General features: G+C 44.2%; 26 protein-coding genes and 1 pseudogene. 21 read left to right on the plus strand and 6 right to left on the minus strand.

All coding sequences use genetic code 11. The annotated features are described in order from the left end of the window. Nucleotides 1–6: 6 nt before the first annotated feature. The 19 genes from L1028_RS01030 (at nt 7) to L1028_RS01120 (ending at nt 9305) form a co-directional block, all read left to right on the plus strand. Nucleotides 7–231: a hypothetical protein gene (locus tag L1028_RS01030; RefSeq protein ID WP_234530105.1), complete on the plus strand. Its 225-nt coding sequence runs from the start codon at nt 7–9 to the stop codon at nt 229–231. Beyond that, a complete protein-coding gene (locus tag L1028_RS01035) occupies nt 212–895 on the plus strand; it encodes a hypothetical protein (protein ID WP_234530107.1) in 684 nt (227 codons plus the stop codon). The genes L1028_RS01030 and L1028_RS01035 overlap by 20 nt, the downstream gene beginning before the upstream one ends. Nucleotides 896–907: 12 nt before the next feature. Continuing rightward, nucleotides 908–1180, plus strand: a complete 273-nt coding sequence (locus L1028_RS01040) for a hypothetical protein (protein WP_234530109.1) — start codon at nt 908–910, stop codon at nt 1178–1180. A gap of 12 nt (nt 1181–1192) precedes the next feature. Continuing rightward, complete coding sequence (locus tag L1028_RS01045; protein ID WP_234530111.1) at nt 1193–1357, plus strand: hypothetical protein; 165 nt, start codon at nt 1193–1195, stop codon at nt 1355–1357. Further along, the gene (locus L1028_RS01050; RefSeq protein ID WP_234530113.1) at nt 1354–1827 is read left to right on the plus strand and encodes a hypothetical protein; all 474 of its coding nucleotides are present in this window, start codon (nt 1354–1356) and stop codon (nt 1825–1827) included. The genes L1028_RS01045 and L1028_RS01050 overlap by 4 nt, the downstream gene beginning before the upstream one ends. A 212-nt stretch (nt 1828–2039) precedes the next feature. Beyond that, the gene (locus L1028_RS01055; protein ID WP_234530115.1) at nt 2040–2219 is read left to right on the plus strand and encodes a hypothetical protein; all 180 of its coding nucleotides are present in this window, start codon (nt 2040–2042) and stop codon (nt 2217–2219) included. A 4-nt stretch (nt 2220–2223) separates the two neighbouring features. Further along, on the plus strand, nt 2224–2601 hold the full coding sequence (locus tag L1028_RS01060) for an ASCH domain-containing protein (protein ID WP_234530117.1): 378 nt from the start codon (nt 2224–2226) through the stop codon (nt 2599–2601). Continuing rightward, a complete protein-coding gene (locus L1028_RS01065; protein WP_234530119.1) occupies nt 2598–3026 on the plus strand; it encodes a hypothetical protein in 429 nt (142 codons plus the stop codon). Before L1028_RS01060 ends, L1028_RS01065 begins: the two co-directional genes overlap by 4 nt. A 342-nt stretch (nt 3027–3368) precedes the next feature. Further along, a complete protein-coding gene (locus tag L1028_RS01070) occupies nt 3369–4190 on the plus strand; it encodes a DNA adenine methylase (RefSeq protein WP_234530121.1) in 822 nt (273 codons plus the stop codon). 129 nt (nt 4191–4319) lie between these two features. Next, complete coding sequence (locus tag L1028_RS01075; protein ID WP_234530123.1) at nt 4320–4634, plus strand: hypothetical protein; 315 nt, start codon at nt 4320–4322, stop codon at nt 4632–4634. A gap of 62 nt (nt 4635–4696) precedes the next feature. Next, entirely contained in the window at nt 4697–4897 is a 201-nt protein-coding gene (locus L1028_RS01080; protein WP_234530125.1) for a hypothetical protein, read from the plus strand. Further along, complete coding sequence (locus L1028_RS01085) at nt 4894–5166, plus strand: hypothetical protein (RefSeq protein WP_234530127.1); 273 nt, start codon at nt 4894–4896, stop codon at nt 5164–5166. Before L1028_RS01080 ends, L1028_RS01085 begins: the two co-directional genes overlap by 4 nt. Before the next feature lie 3 nt (nt 5167–5169). Continuing rightward, nucleotides 5170–5466, plus strand: a complete 297-nt coding sequence (locus tag L1028_RS01090; protein ID WP_234530129.1) for a hypothetical protein — start codon at nt 5170–5172, stop codon at nt 5464–5466. A gap of 21 nt (nt 5467–5487) precedes the next feature. Continuing rightward, the gene (locus tag L1028_RS01095; protein WP_234530132.1) at nt 5488–5847 is read left to right on the plus strand and encodes a BC1872 family protein; all 360 of its coding nucleotides are present in this window, start codon (nt 5488–5490) and stop codon (nt 5845–5847) included. Nucleotides 5848–5861: 14 nt separating this feature from the next. Beyond that, nucleotides 5862–6029, plus strand: coding sequence for a hypothetical protein (locus L1028_RS01100; RefSeq protein WP_234530134.1), 168 nt, complete (start codon nt 5862–5864; stop codon nt 6027–6029). A gap of 35 nt (nt 6030–6064) precedes the next feature. After that, nucleotides 6065–6301 carry a hypothetical protein gene (locus L1028_RS01105; RefSeq protein WP_234530136.1) on the plus strand — a complete coding sequence of 79 codons (237 nt, stop codon included), beginning with the start codon at nt 6065–6067 and terminating at the stop codon, nt 6299–6301. A gap of 141 nt (nt 6302–6442) precedes the next feature. Then, a complete protein-coding gene (locus tag L1028_RS01110; protein ID WP_234530138.1) occupies nt 6443–6964 on the plus strand; it encodes a hypothetical protein in 522 nt (173 codons plus the stop codon). Between the two features lie 56 nt (nt 6965–7020). Next, the gene (locus L1028_RS01115; RefSeq protein WP_234530140.1) at nt 7021–7488 is read left to right on the plus strand and encodes an ArpU family phage packaging/lysis transcriptional regulator; all 468 of its coding nucleotides are present in this window, start codon (nt 7021–7023) and stop codon (nt 7486–7488) included. 290 nt (nt 7489–7778) lie between these two features. After that, nucleotides 7779–9305, plus strand: a complete 1527-nt coding sequence (locus L1028_RS01120; protein ID WP_234530142.1) for a recombinase family protein — start codon at nt 7779–7781, stop codon at nt 9303–9305. A gap of 13 nt (nt 9306–9318) precedes the next feature. Here L1028_RS01120 and L1028_RS01125 read toward each other — a convergent pair. The 4 genes and pseudogenes from L1028_RS01125 to L1028_RS01140 form a co-directional block, all read right to left on the minus strand. Beyond that, nucleotides 9319–9990, minus strand: a pseudogene (locus L1028_RS01125) (DUF444 family protein); the annotation flags it as partial. A gap of 86 nt (nt 9991–10076) precedes the next feature. Beyond that, entirely contained in the window at nt 10077–11765 is a 1689-nt protein-coding gene (locus tag L1028_RS01130; protein WP_234530144.1) for a hypothetical protein, read from the minus strand. Beyond that, nucleotides 11762–18499, minus strand: coding sequence for a DUF7507 domain-containing protein (locus L1028_RS01135; protein ID WP_234530146.1), 6738 nt, complete (start codon nt 18497–18499; stop codon nt 11762–11764). The genes L1028_RS01130 and L1028_RS01135 overlap by 4 nt, the downstream gene beginning before the upstream one ends. A gap of 121 nt (nt 18500–18620) precedes the next feature. Beyond that, complete coding sequence (locus L1028_RS01140) at nt 18621–19265, minus strand: methyltransferase domain-containing protein (RefSeq protein WP_234530148.1); 645 nt, start codon at nt 19263–19265, stop codon at nt 18621–18623. A gap of 205 nt (nt 19266–19470) precedes the next feature. On the opposite strand from L1028_RS01140, the gene L1028_RS01145 reads away from it, so the two are divergent. Beyond that, entirely contained in the window at nt 19471–19938 is a 468-nt protein-coding gene (locus L1028_RS01145; RefSeq protein WP_234530151.1) for a hypothetical protein, read from the plus strand. An 87-nt stretch (nt 19939–20025) separates the two neighbouring features. Here the strand turns inward: L1028_RS01145 and L1028_RS01150 are convergent, their stop codons facing one another. Further along, nucleotides 20026–20457, minus strand: coding sequence for a hypothetical protein (locus tag L1028_RS01150; RefSeq protein WP_234530153.1), 432 nt, complete (start codon nt 20455–20457; stop codon nt 20026–20028). 169 nt (nt 20458–20626) lie between these two features. On the opposite strand from L1028_RS01150, the gene L1028_RS01155 reads away from it, so the two are divergent. Beyond that, nucleotides 20627–21013 carry a DUF423 domain-containing protein gene (locus L1028_RS01155; RefSeq protein ID WP_234530154.1) on the plus strand — a complete coding sequence of 129 codons (387 nt, stop codon included), beginning with the start codon at nt 20627–20629 and terminating at the stop codon, nt 21011–21013. A 79-nt stretch (nt 21014–21092) separates the two neighbouring features. On the opposite strand, the gene L1028_RS01160 is transcribed toward L1028_RS01155, so the two are convergent. Then, nucleotides 21093–21620, minus strand: coding sequence for a hypothetical protein (locus tag L1028_RS01160; protein ID WP_234530156.1), 528 nt, complete (start codon nt 21618–21620; stop codon nt 21093–21095). Between the last annotated feature and the right edge of the window lie 169 nt (nt 21621–21789).

The following is a 21789-nucleotide window of genomic DNA, read 5'->3' on the forward strand; positions in this document are numbered from 1 at the left end:
TGATAGATGGAAGAATGCAGATGTCATCATGGCCATCATTGCCATTCAGTAGCTACACATACATGGGCGCTTGTACCATTGTGTCAGGAACACTTTGAAACAGTGAAAAAGGAAACAGAACTCTACTATAAAAAGCGGATCGCTTATGCTGCACGGTTAACTTATTTAAGCATCATACACTTGATTCCTTGGAGCCGGAAGGAGTGGGGGTATGCGATTCGTAGGGATTGACCCTGCTACTCAAACAGCTGTTGTTGCTCTTGATGAAGATGGGAATCCAGTTCTAGAAGTGACCTTTAGAGGAAAAGGGAAAGACGTTAAAGGTGGTATATCTCCAGAACAACGCATGTCGCTTGAGAACCAGCTTTATAACGTGCTAAAACCCGAGGATGTAATCCTGAAAGAAGGGGTAGCGAACGGCTCACAGATGCTCATAACCACTGCTAAAATACACGGCGGGCTGGAAGGGATGATCACCCGGAAGGGGTTAACCTTTGAGGAGATAGCTCCACTGGCGGTGAAAAAATATGTGGATGTCCAAAGCTGGATAGGGGAACCGGGATCGAAGGTGTTGCTTAAAGGTAAAGCCAAAAAGGAAGCAATGGCAGTAGCAGCCCTGAAGCATTTCGGATACGAGAATCCCAGTCATGACATTGTAGATGCCTATATTATCGCAAAGATATGTGAGGCGATATATAGGGTGCGGAACGGAACACCAATGGAGTCATACCCTCTTTACCAACATGAAGTGATCTGGTCCATCATTGATCCAGAGGCATATAAGGAGTACGAAAAAACGAAAAAGAAGAAACCAAAAAAACCGAACAAGCGCCCAGGGAAGCCTGCGGCGGCGGGCAGTCACACCCATTCGAAGGAACAACAGTTCTTATTTTAAGGAGGAACAACCATGAAAGTGCTTATCGAAGGCGGTTTTTATATTGAATCTGATGATCGGGAGTTTGTCCTTAAGGAATATACAGGAGCCATATCTAAACCTGCAAAAGGAGAAACGGAAGGCAAGCCTGTCTTTAAGACTCACGGATATTTCCATGACGTTCAGGGGGCAGCTCAGAAGTTTTTGAAGATGAGGATTAGCTCTAGCCAGGCGACAAACCTACGAGAACTGATTGCGGATGTTGAATCTATCAGGGATTTCATTCGGAGCCGGATTGATTTTTAGGGAGGTGCAGGGGTGAACTGGAAAAAAGCAACGCTAGGACAGCTTTATGAGATTGCCTATAACGATGACGGAGCTGCACCAATTTATAAACGTAATGCCATTGCTGAAATCAAACGGCGACGGAAAAGACCCAAGAACAGGGTCAATCACAAAATCAAGGCGGTGTATCCAAGATGAGCTATTTCGATGACGACTTTTACCGGGAACCTAGCGAATTTGAAGAACAAATTGATCAATTCAAAGAATCTCTGATGAACGCTGTCAAGGATGAACATAAAGCGGAGATCGAGCGGTTGCGGAAGGAGAACGCTGAACTGCAAGAGATTAAACAGAACCTTGAAACGATCAAACGAGATTACAACCAAAAGGTTGTTGAATTGGATATGCAAAAAAGGAACCTAAAAAATGAGGTGCGCCGTGAACGACTTTTAGAGCTAATGGGTGACTTGAAAGTCGAGTTGTTTACTGCTCGAAAGAACTGGAAAAGCGGACCTAAATGTGAAAAATGCGACGAACGGAGAAAGATTAATTTTCTCTCCCCATCAGGAAAAAAACTTTCAGAAGACTGTGGCTGTAACAACAACATTTCCTTTTACAAACCGAATAACACATTTGCTCTGCGTTCGAAGTCAGAAACGGGAAGTTGATGGCTTGGTATAAACCCTACTCTGAAGCTGATGGCTTGGAATTGGAGTACCTTGGAGGTTCAAACGTACCAAGGTTCATTTATTCAGGGGAAAGTTTTGAATCCATCAAAGAAACATACTATGGCGTTTATTTCCGCACAGAAGAAGACTGTCAACGGTATTGCGACTGGTTGACCGAGCAGGAAGCTAACAAGCCAAAGGAGAGATAAACGATGGAAGAACTTTTGAAGAAGATAAAGGATTGCAACACAATGCCTGAACTGGACGCAATGAGGCTGGAACTGGTGAAAGCGGGAAAGGCGTTCCCTGAAAGCTTTCAGACAATGCAAGCAGCATTCATCAAGAAAAAGAACCAGCTTAACCGGATTCCGCTGTCCAAAAGGGAGTGGTAAGGGCATGAACGGTTTGATCATAAAAGAAAGATGGGCTGATCTAATCCTATCTGGAGAAAAGACTTGGGAGATCCGCAGTCGTGTTACACATCATCGCGGCACAATAGCCATCATCAAAAGTGGTAGTGGTCTGATCTATGGCACAGCGGAGTTGACAGACTGTATCAAGTTATCAAAGCCTAATTTCGAAGATACCCGCGATAAGCATTGTATCCCTGACGGTAAGGCATCTGAGGTAGTTAATGGCTACAAGGAACGGTTTGCATGGGTGTTGGAAAACGCTCGTAAGTTGCCAGAACCAATACCGTATTCTCACCCACAAGGCGCTATTATATGGGTCCGGCTGTCTGAAGACATTTTGGGAGGAATGAATCCATTATGAATATGACACCAGAACGGATAGAAGAGCATGCAGAGTTCGTAGAAAAATTCGGAAAGTTGCCGGGACATATGGCATTGGAGTTACTGGCTGCTCTAGAAGAGTCACAACAACAGAACGAGGAACTTCTAGTTATCGCGGAAAGAACGGTAATTCCATGCCATGTGTGCGGAGAACATGTTTGTGATTGTAACGAGACATACCTTTCTGATTATGCGACGGGAAAAATGGTCGTTGAATATTGGAGGGAGAAAGAACGAGTGAACCTAGAGTTAGTAGAGGCACAGCAGACCATAGCCCGGCAACGGGAGGCTCTAAAAGATGCTCTTTATCACTTAACACCAATTGATGGTAAGTACAGTCCAGATTCAGCGGAACGTGCAATCATAGCAGCTCTAGGAAATAAGGAAGGGAGCGACAAGGCGTGAAAAGCATCGAGGAAGTGTTTGAAAGGATCGCAGCCACGCAGGACTCGAACTGGAACGGTGAATGTTCCTGCACTGATTGTTACTGGAACATGTGGCATCCCGACCACACAGACTCCACAACTTGTGAATCTGAGAGTTTGGGAGATACCAAAATGCTACCAGATACCACAGATTGCCCGTCCTACTGGTCATATGAGGTAGCTTGTGGAGTTGGTAAAGGCAAATGGGCATCAGAACAGATCGGGGAGGGTAAGTCATGACACAGCTAAAGGATAAGACAAACATTTGCCCCCGAGAGAGGGCAGAGGCGGCATATATCACGCTCCAGGGGGCGGTTAACAAATGAGCACTCGCAGCCCGTTGATCTGGTTCGGAGGTAAAAGCAAAGTGGCGCAGCATATCATAAGCAAAATGCCGGACCATACCTGTTACGTGGAACCATTCGGCGGCGCGGCGCATGTCATTGCTCAGAAAGCGCCAGTTTACAGCGAAGTGTATAACGACATTGACGGTGAAGTGGTCAACTTTCTGATGATGGCCATAACGGAGCCAAAGCTATTGCAGCAGGAGTGTGACGCTCTTCCATATAGTCGAGCACTCTATGACAAATGGAAACGAGAGAAATCACCTGATGATGATTTCACTCGAGCTGTCCGATTCTTCTACGTAAACCGATCTGGGATAGCAAAAGGAAATTCTGCAGAAGATTTCAGCACCAATACCGGTTGGAGGCACAGTCGAGAGCACAACACAGCCCGGACGTATCGGTCAGCTTGTCAGGTCATACCTGATTTTTCTAAGCGCATGCAAAGCGTGATGATAGATAACCGAGATTTCCGGGACATCATTCGGGTATATGATGGGCCCGATACACTGTTCTACGTTGATCCTCCCTATATTGGTCGGGAGAAATATTATGCCGGAGGATTTAATGAACAAGACCACCGGGATCTAGCAGAATTACTCAACAGTATAAAGGGCAAAGCGCTTATCTCTTATTACGATGATAGATTACTTGATGATTTTTACCCAGCAGCTGAACAGGGTGGAAAGTGGCACAGAGAGGGATTCCAGGCGGCGCGGCAAGTAGTAAATGGTAACAATAACACAGCACAAGAACTGCTGCTGATGAACTACCACATTGGGCAGATACAACTATTCTGATGGATTAGGGACGGAGGCCCCCGTAACGACCGAATAGGCGCGAGCCGCAAGAGATCATTAAGGGAGTAGGAGTATCCCTCCTCTCCCAAAGGCAGAGTAGACGCATATAGCGAAGGAGATGGAATTTAAATGGAAAACGAAAAAATTATTGTGAACTATGTTACAAAAAGAGCCTATTGCCAATGTTGCAAGCAAAAGCTTCCTGAGATTGCAACCAGCAAAGAAAAACAATTTGCGATTCGAAAAGAAGATGTACTTGACTGGGCTGAGAAAGATATTTGGAGTGATATTTCTACTTCAACAGATGATTTGAGTGCTATGATTCACGAATTTATCCATGAAATTATTCACTTTAATGCTGCTGAAATTTCAGACGCTGTTGTTGTCGCAAAAAGTGAACTGTCAAGGGTAAGGGAGTTTATACTGCGAGAGATTGTTGAATAGTACGAAGATACAGGGACAGAGAGGGTTAATAGCCCTCCTTGTGGGAAAGGAGGATATAAGAGATGAAAGGCAAGTCTATATATCTAACCGCTAACGAAATAACAATTATAAATTCATTATTCGATTACGGAAACGCAAGTTTTGAAGGTTCTGGAGATGAGGAAGGAAAAGAACTGTTACGGGAGTCCATATTGAAAAAGACAGGCGGATCAATTATGTTTCGCGAGCAGAAATCAACAATGACCGGGGAGGAAGCCCAATGACACCAAGGGACTGGCAAAAGGATATGGCGCTGGTTGAACGTTACGGAAACAGCAATATGCCGTATTACGAAACTGAATTTTCAAAGGCTCTTCCTTACTGGCTCCAAGAAGCCAAAGAGCGCGGAGAACGGGAACAACGGCTGAAAGAGGCTATCGATTTAGCATTGAGCGAATGCAAAGGAGAACCGGATTACTTCCTTGCTAAGAAGGTCAGGTCCGCATTCTCCACCCTTTACCCAGATACCCCAGCACCCAAGGAGGGCGAATAGATCATGTATTACGAATTTAACGAACCTTACTACGCTTTGATTAAGGGTGAACTCATCAATCACAGTGATGTGCCTGTAGAGCTAACCGCTGTACCAGTGTATGAAAAAAATATTGCTGAGTTGGTAGGATTTACAGACTCCATGAAATTACGTGCTGCCAAAGGCAGACATGTGCACGAAGATGAAGCACTGTACCTTTTCGCCAAATGTTTAGAGGGCAAAAGCTTTAGCGAAGCCAAGACAATGTTCAAGGAAATACCAAATAATTCACTCGTGATAGTAGATCACGCATTAATTTGAGGTTGAGGAAGGAGATAACCAATGACACTCACAAGGGAAGAGATACTGGCGATGGAGATAGGTAACGAACTTGATATTGAAGTAGCAGTAACGGTTATGGGTCGCGAAAGAGACAAATTTAGAAGTGGATGGATCAGGCTAGGAGACCTATCAACTTATCCGAAACAATATAGCAAAGACATATCCGCAGCATGGGAAGTAGTAACACATTTGATGAATGATCACAAAGATGTGCTTGTGCAAGGTGTCTCCTTTGAAAAAAACAGATTATTCGATTGTGCGATATACGAACACGAAGATGAATTGGCGGTCACATCTATGCAATCAAGTGCACCGGAAGCAATTTGTAAATGTGCATTATTAGCAGTACTGAACTTATAAGGGGGCTGAGACACATGCAACAACACAAACCGTGGCAATGGCTCATCGACGATATCAATGCAGATATAGAATTCTATGAGAAACATGGAATGGATAAAGATAATCCGGAATTGTATGAAAGGTTCAAAATAATGCTTAAAAAGGCTGAATTAAAGCAGGCGAATGCAATGAAATCAATTTAGGGGTCTGAGACCCCAATCAAAGGAGACGATACACGATGGAAAACCTTGAAGGAATGGCATTTAAGTTTTCTATTTTTAAAAACGATGACGTTGAACAATTAACACACGAGGAAAAGGTTGCTCTTGGTCACATAGCAGAATCAATCGAAGATAACCGCCGAGCTGAGGGAAAGAATCCGCGGAATACGTACCTGGTCATCAATACAGACGAATCATATGTAGATGAAGTAATCGCCATTCTCAAGCGCAATGGACACTGGGGAGAGGTATAAGGGGGAGAAGAGGATATACATGTCCAATATCGGCAGCTTCATAGCAGGATTAACCGTAGGACAGATGATATTACTGGCAGCGCTCATCCTTTTTTATAAACAAGATAGATTATAACCCAAATTTGAGAGGAGCAATTATAAATGAAAATTCAAATAGCAGCACACTTCAACAAGCAAACCAAGGACTCCAAAAAGGAGCTTGTACAGTTCCATGTAAAGGGTGATGACGAGAAGAAGCCTGAGCTTAACGCAATGACGAGGTCGGTAGTTGTGTTGAGTATTGACGGCGTAGAACAGTCACTAACAACCGAATTCAGTAAGAGTACGAAGGATGCTAAGAAGACAGTACTGGAGTTCATCGTCAAGGGTGACACATCCTCTGAAAACTCCTATGAATTCTATCGGAAGGCTGGATCAGATGTAGTTTTGGAAATCGCTGAATCTCAAATGAGCATTGAAGAGTTCCGAGGTGATGACGATGAAGAGGATCATGAAGAGCCAAGAGAAGGAGTACGAGGCAAGGTTAATCCAGACGGTACGATTGAATTGGAAGACAAGGGTCAACTCACGATTGAACAGCTCGCTGAAGCAGAAGCTGCTGCTGAAAACGGTGATGGTGATGGTCCTAAAATCCCTGAGAGTGATGACGATCTGCCGTTCTAAGATGGTATACGCCCCGGCTTCGGTCGGGGGATTCTTTTACAGTGAGGTGATAGCAGGTGCAACAAAGCTTCCTGCCAGAGATAGATAGAGAACGGACGCAGGCTGCGGTTGAGGCAGCGCTATACAGATACCGAGAAAATAAATTTCTGACCTTCGATGATCGAGAGGCAACAACCACGGCAGCTTGGTCAGACTCCCCAAAAGGATTTACTGGAGTTACGACTGATCAGACCTCCAACATCGCAATCCATAATGTCGATGGTAAGGCAGCTCGCCGAGAGTATTGCGAACGAATTGAGCGTATTGTCCGCAGGCTCCCACGAATGGAGAAGTTCCTGATCGAAGAGAGGTATATGACCAACGAACATGATTACATCACCCATGAGAAAGTTTATGCCTTTTGTTTCAAGCCTCCAATCAGCGCAGGTACGTACAAGAAAATACGTTGGAAGGCGTTCTATAAGCTGGCACTTGATTTGAATTTAATCGTGGAAAAGGTGGACGATGAAATAAATCCTGAATAGGACAAGTGGTTGAATGAATACATTTTGCTATATAGCGAGGGGAGGAGAATGCTTTCAACATTAGGGAAATAAATGGAACAAAGCCTCTCAATGAATGGTTAGAACGTGGTATACAGGATTACGCTAAACGAGAATACGGGCTTAATATTACGGTAAAAGTGAAAAAAATAATAAAAAGCGATCAGTACATTAAAAAAGAAGCCTAGTACAGGGCTTCTTTTTTAGTTAATAATATTGTTGTAAAAACGAGACTATCAGTTTAGAATTAACTAAAAATAAGGAGGGACAACATGGATAAAATAGTGTGTGGGGTCTATGCTCGTGACAGTACTGATAAGCAAGGAGACACAGTAGAAAACCAAATTAGCCAAAGCAAAGAATTTATTAATAGATTGGGTCCTGAATTTGTTGTTGATGAAAATTGTATTTTCGTAGATAACGCCGTTTCTGGTTATTACACAAGTGTTTTTGACAGAGAAGCTATGAAATTGGCGATAGAATTGGCAAAAGAGAAAAAGTTTCAAGTATTAGTATTTAAAGAAGTTGCCCGTGTTGGGAGAGATAAGCAAGAAAATCCTGCAATTGTTGGTATGTTCGAACAATACGGAATACGGGTTATTGCCATTAACGATAATTACGATAGTTTGAACAAAGATAACATTACTTTTGGTATATTATCTGTTCTAGCGGAACAAGAAAGTAGGAAAACCTCGGTGCGGGTTAGCACTGGTAAAAAGGAAAAGGCTCGTAGAGGTCAATGGAACACTACAGCTCCGATTGGATATGTATTAAATAAAGTAACCAAGACACTTGATATCGATCCTGAAACTAGAGGCATTATTGAGGATGTTTTTGACCTTTATGTAAATAGCGATGTTGGCACATTCTTAATTGCGCAGCAGCTTAATAATAGAGGGAAAAGAACTAATAACGGTAATCTTTTTAGCAGAGAAACTGTAAAGAAGATATTAGTGAATCCTGTTTATATCGGACATACCGTTTATGGGAAGAAGAGGAATGAACTTGAACGAAAGTACGATGATTCAGGTAAAATGACAAAGAAAAAAATAACCATAAAAATTGACAAGGGTGACTGGCTAACCATCGAAAACACACATGAACCAATCATAAACAAAGAAACGTTTTATTCAGTGCAAGAAAAAATAAGTGACCGTGGGCACCACAGAACGCCCAGAAGGGCATACCACCCACTAACTGGAATTCTATACTGTAAAAAGTGCGGAGAAGGAATGGTCTGCCAAAAGAGGAGTACCAAGGATAAAGAGTATCGTTATTATATATGTAAGACATATCACAAATATGGTAGAGATGCTTGCTCACAAGCGAATGTTAATGCGGATAAACTTGAACCGAGTATTGTTCAAATAGTTCAAAACAGACTACTTCGACTATCTTCTACCGAAATTGAATCATCTTCTAATAGAAGTGATGATATTAAAAGGCTAGAAGAGGAAATCAGCAGACGGAGTAAAGAAAAAGATAGAATCAAGAAAGACCAAGTAGATATTTTTCAACAACGGGAGTTATTCTCTGAAGAAGCATATAAAGAGCAAATGCTCGACTTGAAGAGCAGGTCTGTTGCTATTAATGAAGAAATATCAATTCTTGAAAATAAGTTAAGTGCAGTGAAAGAATCGGAAAATAGGAGTGCTAATATCGTCCAATTGACCGAGAAATTTCTGAATTTAGACATCAGTAATATAGGAATGGTTAGAACATTGTTGCATGAACTTATTGAGACTATTACAATTTCAGAAGAAGATGTTGACATCAAATATCGCTATGATATTATTTAGTTATTAATGAAACACCCATCGAACCTGACGTATCCATCATCGCAATAATGACGGCATTGGAGTGAGGCGTTCGAATGTCATCCCATGTTTTGTAGCGAAGATCATCAGGACTTATGCTGTGAATTCCGGGATTCCCTCTGCTTGCATTACGCCGAAGGTTCTCCAGAAGTGTACGTTTCTTATCGATGTTGGACATCATGCCTTTTTTACGAATATCATTGAAGGTGATGGATTTAACCTCGATCTCTTCCTTATTCTTGGGCTTCAGATGTGGCAACTCCATATCCTGAAACAAGATATCCTCAAGATCCTCCAGATTGACCTCTGCTTCCACGGTGTCCTGACCGGGTTGATCGCCTGCTTTTTCCCCTTTGCCGGGCTGTGACTGTGAATCGCGCCCCAGTACATCGCCGACCTGACTGTCCCCGTCTCCCTGTCCTACATGCTTTTGCTTACGAAAGTTATAAATAATTCGATACTCATCCAGACTGCGAATCGGAACCTTCACAATCTGCTTACCACCTGACAAAATAATATTTTCTTCGGTCACGAGATCCGGCAAATTATCCTTGATAGCTTCTCTGACCTTTTGCTGATGACGTTCCTGATCCTGATGGCCTTTACGATGAAGGGACCAGTCTTCTTTTGAGACTACAAAGGAAAAGGGACCAGATGATTGCGACAGGATGACCACCTCCCATGAAATATAAATATTTAAGTTTTGGGGTTGTAACTAAAGTATATTCATGGGGATGGGGGATATGTGATTTCTTATTCACTGATCTCTTCAACGCTTAATATATAACTGTTTGACTGGCTCTCGCCAGTGTATTCAAGTCCATCCAGATTGAAGAAGTATTGAGCGGTTACTAAGCCTTTAAGGAAACGACCCAGTACATGTTCACTTACCCTGATAAAATAATGGATGTTTACAGTAGAACCAGCTTTGACTGCCCCTAGCGTCAGGATGCCGTTAAATGATGAAGATTGTGAATTTGGAATTCCATCAATCACTATGCTGCTAGGATCAATAAGACATCCCTCCGGTGTTAGCCGATCAAGGGATACTTCTGCTGGCCAATTCCCGCTATTCGTTAGGGAGATCCAGCATTGGACATGTTCTCCTTCTTCCACAAGGGTAGGCTTTGCATGAGTTTGGAGAGAAATGATAGGCATGACTATTAAGGTAGTAACGATATTGGAACGAGAGGTTTGTCTTACTGTCCGTCCGTCCGGGAGCACAAAAGTATACTGAACACTGCCATAGTTTTGGACAGCTGCGTGGGCATGAATGTTTATAGCTGCAGGTATACTCACTTGAAAGACCACGACCGCTGAAGTTCCGCCTCTTAATGTGCCTAGCTGAATGCCATCAGCAGGACGGGCGCCTTTTTGCATTACTCCGTTTAAGAGAACACTATCCCATATGAAAAGAGTGCCCGAAGGGATAGCATCAGTCAGAACCGCATTTACGGCCAAGTTCCCGCTGTTGGTTACTGTTAGTTCATATCTTAGGTTGTCACCTGGAGCTGCTGTAACATGATCTACTCTCTTGCTGATGGTGACGCCTGCCAGAACAAGTGAGACAACGACGGTGTTACTCTCGGTTGTATCGGGATCGTCGTCAACGGTATAAGTGACAGCTGCACGATTAGTCAGGTCCAAGGATGAAGGGATCTCAGTAACTCGGACGCGAAAGGTAATATCAATGCTTAGGTCTTTATCAAGTTGACCAATTAATATTCCTTGCGTAGGCTCTGATTCTGGATAATAGACGCCATCTGCCATGACACTCCCTGGAATGAACACAGATCCGTTAGGAATAGAAATCGTTGTGATGAGTTGGTTTAATAGGCTGTTACCTTCGTTCGTAAGCCGTAATGTATAGGTAATTACATCACCTATAAAAGAGGTCGGAGTGCTTGCGGATAACGAGGTAGAGAGCTGGTAGGAGCGTAAAGAAACTAGTACGGGATTTGAATATAAATCTCCGTTAACGATTCTTCCCTCGGGTGTGGCAAAAGAAAAACGGCCTAGTGCTTTATTTTGCAGCACTAGTGAAGAGGGAAGTGAAATGATAACGACTTGAAAGGCAATGCTCACTTGATTCTGCGGAGCAATAGAACCTAGCAGTATACCCGAAGACGGTGTAACCCCTGGGAGAGGCACACCGTCTCTAAGCACGCTGTTGGATATAAAGGATACACCCTCTGGAAGAATGTTATACACTGTTAGCAAAGCATCTACATTTCCATTATTAGAAGCTTTGATGGTATACACCAGAGTGTCACCTAAAGAGGCATGGAGTTTGTCTGTACTCTTCAGCAATGAAAGCACGGGGCCCACGACCGGGGTGTTAACGGTATTGGAATAGACAATACCGTCAACACCCGCTGCCGAGTTGAAGAGTACCATGGATTGATTGGTTACGACAGGCTGGGTACGTGAGCCGGGAATCATAACGCTACTACCTGAACCTGGAAGGTTATGGTTGAAGAAGCACCTGCAGCAATCGTTCCTATTGCAATGCCGGAAGCTGGGCTACCGTTAGGTCGCGGGGTTCCGTCTACAGTGATACTGCCGATTACAAACTGGCTGCCTGCTGGGATAGGGTCAACCATGATGACATTGTTGACTGGTGAAATTCCCAAGTTGGTAACAACAATGGTATAGGTGATGATATCACCGACCACGGCATCTATTGAGGTTGTGCTCTTAACGACACTCACTTCCGGAGAAGAGACAGGGATAATTAGCACGTTTGAAAGTGAAGTTCCGGTGAGCAGACGACCGTCCGGTGGTGTAAACGAGAAGGTTGCTGAAGCTTGATTGACTAACTGCTGTGGTGACGGGAGGGAGGCTACGGTAACTTGCAGGGTTATGGTAACTGTTACCGTGCTTCCCGGAGCCACTGCTCCAATACTTAATCCAGTAGACGGGTCAGAACCTGGTTGAGGCACTCCGTTAACGAGCACGCTGTTTGGAACAAAGATAGCTCCGTTAGGAACCGTGTCTGTGATGACTACATTTGCAATGAGATTACCGGTATTCGTTACATTCAGGGAATAAGTTATCGTATCTCCAACAGTTGCAGCAGTTCTATCCGCGCCTTTGACCACAACGATGATAGGCTGATACACCGGAATAACAAGTGTATTAGAGAATGAGGATCCCGAGAATGCTCCGGATGTGAAACTGACAGAAGCTTGATCTGTAAGAGTTGCAGGATTAGGCAGTACATTGACAATGGTGTTGAACGAGATATTGACCGAAACACCTGGTGCAATTGTGCCGAGCGAGATGCCATTCGCAGGATTGGCATTAAGATGTGGAATGCCATCAACGAGCACACTCCCAGCGACAAACGAAGAGCCGGCTGGTATTGGATCACTGATGTTTACATTGCTGATATTGGATATTCCACTATTGGTAACCGTCAAATTGTAGGTAATTGTATCGCCAACAACGGCATCTGTAGCTGGTGATGACTTAGTCACGATCACATTCGGTGAAGATACTGAAATCGTTGTTGTATTGGAATTGATCGAACTGTTAAATGTCCGCCCATCTGGCAAGGTGTAAGCAAATGCTACCGATGCTTGGTTAATCAGTTGCTGGCTTGCTGGCAGTGTAGAAATGAGTACGGAGAACATAACAGATAGTGTTGCACCTGCGGTTATGACACCGAGCGGAATGCCCGCCGCTGGATCTGCTCCCGGAGCTGGGGCACCTTGAATAAGCACACTGTTTGGCACAAATGTTGTTCCAGATGGGATAGTATCACTCAGAGTAGCCAAAGCCCCGTAATTTCCTGAATTGGTTACATGAATCGTGTAGGTAATCGTATCTCCGACGGTCGCTTGAATTGAATTCGAGCTTTTTGCTGCGACTAGAATCGGTAAGTAAATAGGCGTTGATACAATATTTGAAAAGGCTACATTTGAGAGTACCCCTGAGGTGAAGCTAACTGTAGACTGGTTATTTAGTAGGCCTAAAGGTGGCAATGAGACTGTATTCACTGTGAATGCTACAGTTACGGTAACACCTGGTGCAATACTGCCCAAGGTTACCCCGGTGGAAGGGCTACCCCCTGGACGAGGCACGCCATCTACTAATACACTGCCAGATACGAATGTAGTACCCGCAGGAAGTGCGTCTGTGAACACAGCGTTATTCACCGTTTCGATTCCGTTATTGGTAATTGTAACTGAATAGGTGATCGTGTCTCCAACTGTAGTTGATGTGGTAGGTGTAGATTTTACTACAGCCAGATTTGGTGAAGAGACAGGGATAGTAATTGTATTGGATAGGACGGAACCACCAAGTGTGCGGCCGTCAGGCAAAGTGAAGCTATATGCTACGGTACCCTGATTGACCAACTGCTGAGGATTGGGCAGTGAGGTGATATCAACAGTGAATATTACTGCAGTAGTAGCACCGGGTGCAATAACTCCAGCCTGAATCCCTGTAGATGGATCTGCTTGCGCTAAGGGGAGTCCATTAATAAGCACACTATTCGGAACGAAGGTAGTACCCGCAGGAATATTGTCCGTAATGATTAAGCTTGCCGGATAGTTGCCAGTGTTACTCACGGTCAGGGTATAGCTGACAGCGTCACCTGTTGTAGCGTTATTCATACTTGCTGTTTTGACAACCGAGATGTTCGGCTGGTATACAGGGATGGTAACGGTATTGGAGAAAGTCGAACCCGAAAAAACACCTGATGTAAAGGTTACGGATGCTTTATTGATAAGTGTAGCAGTAGGAGGAACAGAGGTCACGGTCACACTGTAAGCTACCAGCGTCGAAGCTCCGGGGGTTAGGGTGCCAATAGATATCCCGGAAGCAGGATTCAGGTTTGGAAAAGGAACCCCGTTCACGGATACGCTACCTGCTACGAAAGCAGCGCCTGCTGGCGTTGGGTCATTAAGTAACACGCTATTAACAGCGTCTAAACCGTTATTGGTAATATTTACGTTATAAGTAACTGTATCTCCGATCGCTACGGAAGTTGAGGTTGAGCTTTTGACTACTACGATATTAGGTGCCGAGACCTGTAGTGTGACAGTATTAGACACAGCAGTTCCGCTTAAGGGCCTACCGTCGGGTGGAGTAAAGGTGAAGCTTGCAGAAGCTTGATTGACGATTTGTTGCGGTGTGGGCAGGGAAACGATATTAACAGAGAAGCTAACAGAGATACTGTTACCCGGTGCGACATTTCCTACAGCGATGCCGGTATCTGGAGCTGCACCTGGTTGCGGCATGCCTCCAACAATAACACTGTTAGGATTGAAGGTGGTTCCGACTGGAATGTTATCGGTTAGGGTTACATTTGCAGCAAGATTACCAGTATTGCTTACGACAACTGTGTAGATGACCGTATCACCTACAACTAGGGCATCGAAATCACCGTCTCCATCTACGGCACTTTTTACTAAGGAGATCTGTGGTTGAATGACTGGTGTGCTAGTAATATTTGATGAAGAAGAACCGGAGAATACACCGGATGTAAAACTGACGGATGACTGATTATTAATCTGTGATGGTATCGGCATCGTTATCCTCACCTCGAATGTTACGGTAGCTGTGGCGCCTGGTCCTAGACTACCGATTAGAATGCCGGCGGACGGAACTGCTAGCGGCTGGGTAATGCCGTTTACAATTACGGTTCCGGGAATAAAAGCTGCATTCTCAGGCAGAGGATCGCTGAGAATGATATTGCTTACTGTAGCTATACTGTTGTTCGTCAAAACAGAGGTGAATGTAAGGATATCGCCTGTCACAGCGGTAGCAGCATTCACGCTTTTTACGACACTAACGTTAGGTGCAGAAACAGGGACAGAGAGCGTATTGGAAACTACATTTCCTCCGAGCTGACGCCCATCTGGAAGAGTGAAGCTATACGTTGCTGAAGCAGAGTTCAGTAACATTTGTGAAGGAGGTAACGCTGTTATCGTGACCAGAAAGCTCACAGATACGCTGTCACCTGGTGCCAACGGGCCTACTGGGATTCCGGTTACAGGGTTATATCCGGGTAAAGGTGTTCCGCCTATGATTACACTGTTCGCGTTAAATACAGCTTGAGGTGGAAGATTATCAGTTAATAGGAGTGTGGTTGCTATATTCCCGGTATTGCTGATGAGGATCGAGTAGGACAAAGATCCTCCTACGGATGCCTGAGCGGTATTCGCGCTTTTGACCATACTAATAATAGGCTGATACACAGGTGTTACTACCGTGTTCGAAAGTGAAGAACCAGTGAAGGCACCGGATGAAAAAGAAGCACTAGCTCTGTTTGAAAACTGCGCTGGGTTTGGTAAAGAAGAAACGTTCACATTAAACGAGAGCGTTGTAGAGCTGCCTGCCGCAATACTACTGATTGAAATTCCTGTACTTGGATTAGCGGCTGGTACCGATGAACCGCCAACAATAACGCTGCCTGCTACAAAAGTTCCTCCCGCAGGAATGGGGTCAGAGACTACAACGTTATTCACAGCTACGCTGCTTTTGTTGGATACTAGGACTGTGTAAGTCAGATTCTCCCCAACTGCGACATCAGCAAGGTTTGCGGTTTTGGTAAGCGTGATATTTGGAGCGGAAACTGGGATGGTTAAGATGTTGGAAAGACTAGCCCCGGATAATGATCTTCCGCTTGGTAGTTGATAGGTATAGCTGCTGCTGCCTTGATTGTTCAGAACAGGTGGTGAAGGCAAAGATTGCACAGAGACAAGAAAGGTTACAGGAACACTAGCCCCTGAAGCTAAAGTACCTAAGTTAATCCCTGTAAGTGGAGAGTCTGTGGGTCGTGCGACTCCATTGACGGTTACACTACCCGATACAAAGGCTGCCCCTGAGGGAATGTTGTCACTGAGGACTACAGATGCCCCGATATTTCCAGAATTCTGAACATTCAACGTGTAGAGAATATTGCCCCCTACAGTGGCACTGGAAACGTTCGAACTTTTGACAATCTGGATTACGGGTTGATATACAGAAGTTGTAGTCGTGTTGGAAAGTGAAATGCCAGTAAACGATCCTGAGCTGAAGGACGCAGAGGATCTGTTTAATAGTTGAGCGGGAGTTGGCAATGAGATCACGTTGACCTGAAAGGTGACCGCAACGGAACCTCCTGGCGTGATGGTTCCAATAGAAATTCCTGTACCGGGATTGGCAGATGGCTGTGCCGTTCCACCTACCGTAACACTACCTGAGACTAGTGAAGTCCCAGCAGGGATACTGTCCGAAAGCGATACGTTGCTAACTGCTGCAATTCCATTATTGCTGATGACGGAGGTGTAGAGCAGTGTATCTCCTACAGCGACATCAGCAAATCCAGCGCTTTTGACCACTGTTACGTTGGGAGTTGTAACTGGAATAGACAATGAAGTGGATAAGGCTGATCCAGCTACGGTTCGCCCATCTGGAACTTGAAAGGTATAAGTGGCGCTCGCTTGGTCGACCAGTTGTGGTGGTGAAGGGAGACTGTTCACCACTACGCGGAATTGAACGGTAGAGCTGCCTCCAGCAGCTATCGTTCCAATAGCAATACCTGTAGCAGGATTTCCAGCGACAGGTGTTCCATTGACTGTAAAGCTCCCCGCAATATATGAGCTGCCTGAAGGAATATTGTCGGTAAGGGTTGTAACAGCACCAATATTTCCAGTGTTGGTGATTTGAAGGGTATAGGTGATCTGATCTCCGACCGTCGCATTTGCAGTATTGGCAGTTTTTACAATGTTAAGGATAGGGGAATATACGGGTAAAGTTACTGTATTGGATGGAATGACCCCGGTCATGATAGGGCCCCCGGCTACACTTTGAAACGTAAAGGCAGCATTTGCGGTATTAGCTATATTTTGCGGACTTGGTGGTAATGAAGTGACTTTGGCTTGATATGTAACCGTTATTGAAGTACTTAAAGCTAATGACCCCAAAGAGATTCCTGCTGTAATATCAAAGGTTGGCCTTACGACGCCGGCCACTACAACACTTCCGGTGACAAAGGTTGAGCCTGCTGGCAGAGCATCTGATAAAACGACGCTAGCTGCACTCGCTGTACCAGTGTTACTGACAGTTACAGTATAAGTTACCGTATCCCCGACTATAGGGCCGGACACATTGGCACTTTTAGTAACGTTTATTTTGGGTGCATTGATATCAACTTGTATTGCATTTCCATTGAGAACATAAGCATCGCCAGAGGTAGTTAATTGTAAAACCGCTGAAGACTGGTTATTTACAAGTCTGGCCGACACATCAACATTGGTAATATCCCAACCTTGTCGACCTCCGATGATGTTGGTTCCTGGATTCCCGTTCGTCTGATTGCGTGTTCCAAATGTTCCAGTTGTATTGAGATTACCTGTATCATTGTTGATTTGTGATGCGAAAAAGTTGTTAGCAAAGTTATTGGGTCCAGATAACGCTACGAGTGTAGCAGCAGTTGGACCAAACAAGGCCTGGTCTCCCGAACGATTCGCATCACCCTCCTGTGCGCTAAATAGTGCCCTACCTCCAAGTGCACCTGTAATTGGAGTTGCAAAGCCTGTTATTGTAGTAGAGACTGGGGCTGAAGTTGCCTGTACAAGTATTGCACCTGCCCGTAAGGACATATTACGGAAGGGCAAGGATGTATTTTGATAGATTACACCGAGTGTCCAGCCCGCATGATTAGCTGTGGAATCACTAGGAATAACGATCGTGCCAACTACACCGCCAGTGGTGTAGGTCCCTGCGCCGCCTTGCGAAATAATGCTGGTGACATTGGCAGAACGAACATACGCCGATGCGCCATTTCCCAAATCAACAGTATTACTAGTCGCTGCATCGGGAGTTATGCTAAACGTACTTCCGGTAGGCGTAATTAAGGAGACTGGGTTGTTTATGGCCGCACTGAGATTCAAAGTTCCGTTAATATAAGTACCGCCCCATATCAGCTCTGCATATAGCACTGTGCTACCTGACGGAAGGACCAGTATGGCTGCTGAACTATTGCTTGTATAAAGATTAGTCGTTCCGTTAGGGTAGGTTCCAAAAATAGACGATGTATTGACAGTGGTGAAGCCACCGATGCTGTCCTGTGTCCCAGGTACTCCGACTGTATCAGAGCGACTAAGTCCAAGTGTGTTGCCCGTAAATGTGATAGCACCGGTCGCATTGATCGTTGCCCGTACGACTAGTGGAATGATTCTCACCTCCTTCGAGGTTAATTTGCTTTTAAAAAAGTGAACCGTCCCATATTTCAGGACGGCACATTTAATACCTGTATGTTAGCCTATGATGCAATTCGGTATAATTGTATGTCCCATTAATAAATTATAGGAAATTTTGTCTATCGTGTGATTTTAGCCTGCGTTTCATAAGAACACGGGGTTCAGCGTAGTGCCCTCTACTCATCAAATCCAGTTCATGATTGGAAATATCTTCTTTGATTACGGTGAAATGGTACATGATTTCATGCACAACATTAGCTTGAAGCATCTTTAGTATTTCTAGTTCTTCTGTTTCATAAAGAGGATCTTCATAAGGGTATTGATAGAATAGCTCCATACGCAGTAGCCGATAATCGAACGGCGGCACAGGGATGGGATAGTCAGGAATCGGTGGGCATACTGGACCGGACGGAGGCTGGAAAAAGGATCCTGTGAAATACCTCGGAGTATATTCATCAAACTTCTGCTTAAAGGAAGGATTGGATATATGGACAAAACTGTGGGCATACGGGGCCAGAATACAAACAATGGCTTTATGGATACTAATTCTGTGAATTTCCGACATAACCACGGATAAATCGTCGATATAGGGTAATACACGACTAGCCATTACAAACTCGGCGGTATTGTCCGGCAAAGGGATGCCTTGGCTAATGTCACAGACAATATCCACATCGGGACCCGCGATACGATCGATCCCGAGATAACCTGCTTCTTTACTGGATCCGCAGCCGATATCGATTCTCAAGGGGACCACTCCTTAGGGATAAATCAGGCTCATTACTATTGTATTAACCCTATTTCAGCCTGCATCGGCGGATGCCTATTAAAGAATGGAAGTTATTAAAAATAACGTATTATGAAACCTTAGCAAAGTTGATAACGTTATAGAAGTAGGCTTGTGGAAAATGACTTTGAAAATTACCGCTAAACACATAGAGGAGGCAGTCAACATGAAAAAACAACGTTCCTTACCCGCCATAGCTGCAATCGCAGCGTTAACACTAGCTTTAACCGCTTGCGGTGCTACTAATAACTCAGCACAGCCATCTGCAGAACCAAGTGCAACAGCTTCTCCAGTACCAACAGCTGAGAGCACAAGCACACCCGTACCTACAGAAGGTACGAGTACAACTGCACCAACAGAGAATCCAAGCACTCCCGCACCCCAACCTACTGCAAATCCAGAAGCCAAAATTCTTAAAGGAACAGGCGTTTACGTCGGACAAATAGATAGTCATTCTGTTGAGATTGAGACCAAAGAAGGTCCTACGGCTTTTGAGATTACAGCTGGTATGGAGAGCGTTCTTGAGAAGTTGAATACGGATGATTCCGTAGTTTTTGAATATGTTGAAAAAGCAGTGGAAGGCGATGCTACAGTTAAACAGCGTGTACTTTCGAAGCTGTCACTTGCAAAGTGAAGAAACTTTATCATTTATGAATAATAAAAGGGCTGTTCCTGATTGATTTCAGGAACAGCCCTTTTGTCTTGGAAATATGAATGAACATTATAGCGTCCCGGCATTGACTAAAAAAATAGTAGTAAGCAGCATGAAGAGTAGGATAATCACACCGTTGATGATAGTGCCTATAACGCCGAAAACCTTACGTCTCTTCCGGATGGAAAGTCCAATAATGCCGATGACAACGCCAATTACATTAAGAGCTGAAAGAATAATAACAGTCATTCCGAGAAGCATGATGGACTGCGATGATTCAGCTAGTAGATTAGAGTTCTCGTTAACCATGGAAGAAGCCTTCATAATAATGAAGATGAAGAGAGCAGCATAACCCATTATGGTCACGAGGCTGATGATGAAAGAAGCAATACCGGGTCCAGAGTGTTGCAGGTCATGATCTACTTTCTGGTACAGATCAGGTTGGGTATTTCCTACCTCTGCTGTAGTCGCGTCAGATTTTGAGAGAGAATTAAGGTTCATAGGTTGCACTCCTTGAGAGATAAGAATGAGATGTTGTTAATATCCACTTTTTCATATTGATGCTAAAAAAGCAACCCTTGATTGTGGCTAATTCGTAAATGGCTGCTGGAAAAAGCAATCGGTAATCGTTTATGATAGAAGAAGTCTAATATTAAGGAGTTGTAATCGTATGCAACGGAAACTTATGGCCTGGGGGGCTGTACTAGCGATGCTGGCAGTAGGAGTAGGCGCTTTTGGCGCTCATTTGTTAAAACCTGTTATTAGCGAAGAATATATGAAGGTATATGAGACGGGTGTACAGTATCACTTGGTACATGCGTTAGGGGTAATTCTGATAGCACTGGCTGTGGGGCAATGGGGTGAAAGCACCCGGTTACGTTGGGCAGGGCGGCTGTTAATAACAGGCACAGTTCTGTTCTCAGGTAGCTTGTATGTTCTGAGCATCTCCGGGATTAAGGTGCTTGGAGCGATTACACCTATTGGTGGTGTATGCTTCATAGCTGGCTGGTTATGTTTGGCTGTGGAAGCATTCTCACGCAGCAAAGAGGCATCCTAAGCAATCAAGTTACAGAAGTTGATAAATAAGCATCCGTTCCTTATAGGGGCGGATGCTTATTTATCTGTAACGTATACGTTTACAGAAATTCATCGATCTCATTTAAATTAAAGCTGTATACCTGTTTCTCATCCACGTGATAGACACTAATAGAGTTGGCTGCTTCATCAAAATTTAAAATACGACAGGGCATGGACACTTGTTTCCCGTACCGGTTCGCTCGTAAACGTACTAATTGATTGTTCTGAATGTACTGTCGAATTTTCCCGTATGCATCAGCTGGCGTCTCAATAGTTGACTGCTGTGCAGGCAATTCTGCCTGTGTATCAATCGGTTTATCGAGCTGCTTTTTAGTGGTCTTTGGTGGCAGCTTAAATGAAGTGGGAGGAGCAGAGCTTTGATTCAAGGCTAGTTTGGCAGAACGAAGCAAGCTGTCAATGGTTCTCCCTAATTCAAGACCGGAGTTAATGTTGAAATCTGTGATTTTGTCATTATTGTTCAACATTTCAAGCAGATATTGCAATGCAAGTGGGTTGGTACGGGCATTAATCAGGATGTCGACATTAAATAAATAGTTGCCGTCTGTATGTTGTAGTTTCTTGTCCATAGATCCCCCAGCTTTTCGTTTGAACATTTCTTTACAATTATAAGAATGTAAATAAACTATACCATTAAACAAGTAATAATCATATACCTGACACTAGAGAAAATGGGACCAAGGTACTGTGTTTTTTACGAAAAGCCTAGGGCTACCAACTGCACATCAGCAGGGAGTG

Origin of the sequence: Paenibacillus pseudetheri, assembly GCF_924513355.1 — a bacterium.
Classification (GTDB): domain Bacteria; phylum Bacillota; class Bacilli; order Paenibacillales; family Paenibacillaceae; genus Paenibacillus_AQ; species Paenibacillus_AQ pseudetheri.

Excerpts from the sequence above, each read along its gene's own strand:
- L1028_RS01030 (WP_234530105.1), top strand. The coding sequence starts at position 7 with ATGGAAGAATGCAGATGTCATCATGGCCATCATTGCCATTCAGTAGCT.
- L1028_RS01035 (WP_234530107.1), top strand. The coding sequence starts at position 212 with ATGCGATTCGTAGGGATTGACCCTGCTACTCAAACAGCTGTTGTTGCT.
- L1028_RS01040 (WP_234530109.1), top strand. The coding sequence starts at position 908 with ATGAAAGTGCTTATCGAAGGCGGTTTTTATATTGAATCTGATGATCGG.
- L1028_RS01050 (WP_234530113.1), top strand. The coding sequence starts at position 1,354 with ATGAGCTATTTCGATGACGACTTTTACCGGGAACCTAGCGAATTTGAA.
- L1028_RS01055 (WP_234530115.1), top strand. The coding sequence starts at position 2,040 with ATGGAAGAACTTTTGAAGAAGATAAAGGATTGCAACACAATGCCTGAA.
- L1028_RS01060 (WP_234530117.1), top strand. The coding sequence starts at position 2,224 with ATGAACGGTTTGATCATAAAAGAAAGATGGGCTGATCTAATCCTATCT.
- L1028_RS01065 (WP_234530119.1), top strand. The coding sequence starts at position 2,598 with ATGAATATGACACCAGAACGGATAGAAGAGCATGCAGAGTTCGTAGAA.
- L1028_RS01070 (WP_234530121.1), top strand. The coding sequence starts at position 3,369 with ATGAGCACTCGCAGCCCGTTGATCTGGTTCGGAGGTAAAAGCAAAGTG.
- L1028_RS01075 (WP_234530123.1), top strand. The coding sequence starts at position 4,320 with ATGGAAAACGAAAAAATTATTGTGAACTATGTTACAAAAAGAGCCTAT.
- L1028_RS01080 (WP_234530125.1), top strand. The coding sequence starts at position 4,697 with ATGAAAGGCAAGTCTATATATCTAACCGCTAACGAAATAACAATTATA.
- L1028_RS01085 (WP_234530127.1), top strand. The coding sequence starts at position 4,894 with ATGACACCAAGGGACTGGCAAAAGGATATGGCGCTGGTTGAACGTTAC.
- L1028_RS01090 (WP_234530129.1), top strand. The coding sequence starts at position 5,170 with ATGTATTACGAATTTAACGAACCTTACTACGCTTTGATTAAGGGTGAA.
- L1028_RS01095 (WP_234530132.1), top strand. The coding sequence starts at position 5,488 with ATGACACTCACAAGGGAAGAGATACTGGCGATGGAGATAGGTAACGAA.
- L1028_RS01100 (WP_234530134.1), top strand. The coding sequence starts at position 5,862 with ATGCAACAACACAAACCGTGGCAATGGCTCATCGACGATATCAATGCA.
- L1028_RS01105 (WP_234530136.1), top strand. The coding sequence starts at position 6,065 with ATGGAAAACCTTGAAGGAATGGCATTTAAGTTTTCTATTTTTAAAAAC.
- L1028_RS01110 (WP_234530138.1), top strand. The coding sequence starts at position 6,443 with ATGAAAATTCAAATAGCAGCACACTTCAACAAGCAAACCAAGGACTCC.
- L1028_RS01120 (WP_234530142.1), top strand. The coding sequence starts at position 7,779 with ATGGATAAAATAGTGTGTGGGGTCTATGCTCGTGACAGTACTGATAAG.
- L1028_RS01130 (WP_234530144.1), bottom strand. The coding sequence starts at position 11,765 with ATGATTCCCGGCTCACGTACCCAGCCTGTCGTAACCAATCAATCCATG.
- L1028_RS01145 (WP_234530151.1), top strand. The coding sequence starts at position 19,471 with ATGAAAAAACAACGTTCCTTACCCGCCATAGCTGCAATCGCAGCGTTA.
- L1028_RS01150 (WP_234530153.1), bottom strand. The coding sequence starts at position 20,457 with ATGAACCTTAATTCTCTCTCAAAATCTGACGCGACTACAGCAGAGGTA.
- L1028_RS01155 (WP_234530154.1), top strand. The coding sequence starts at position 20,627 with ATGCAACGGAAACTTATGGCCTGGGGGGCTGTACTAGCGATGCTGGCA.
- L1028_RS01160 (WP_234530156.1), bottom strand. The coding sequence starts at position 21,620 with ATGGACAAGAAACTACAACATACAGACGGCAACTATTTATTTAATGTC.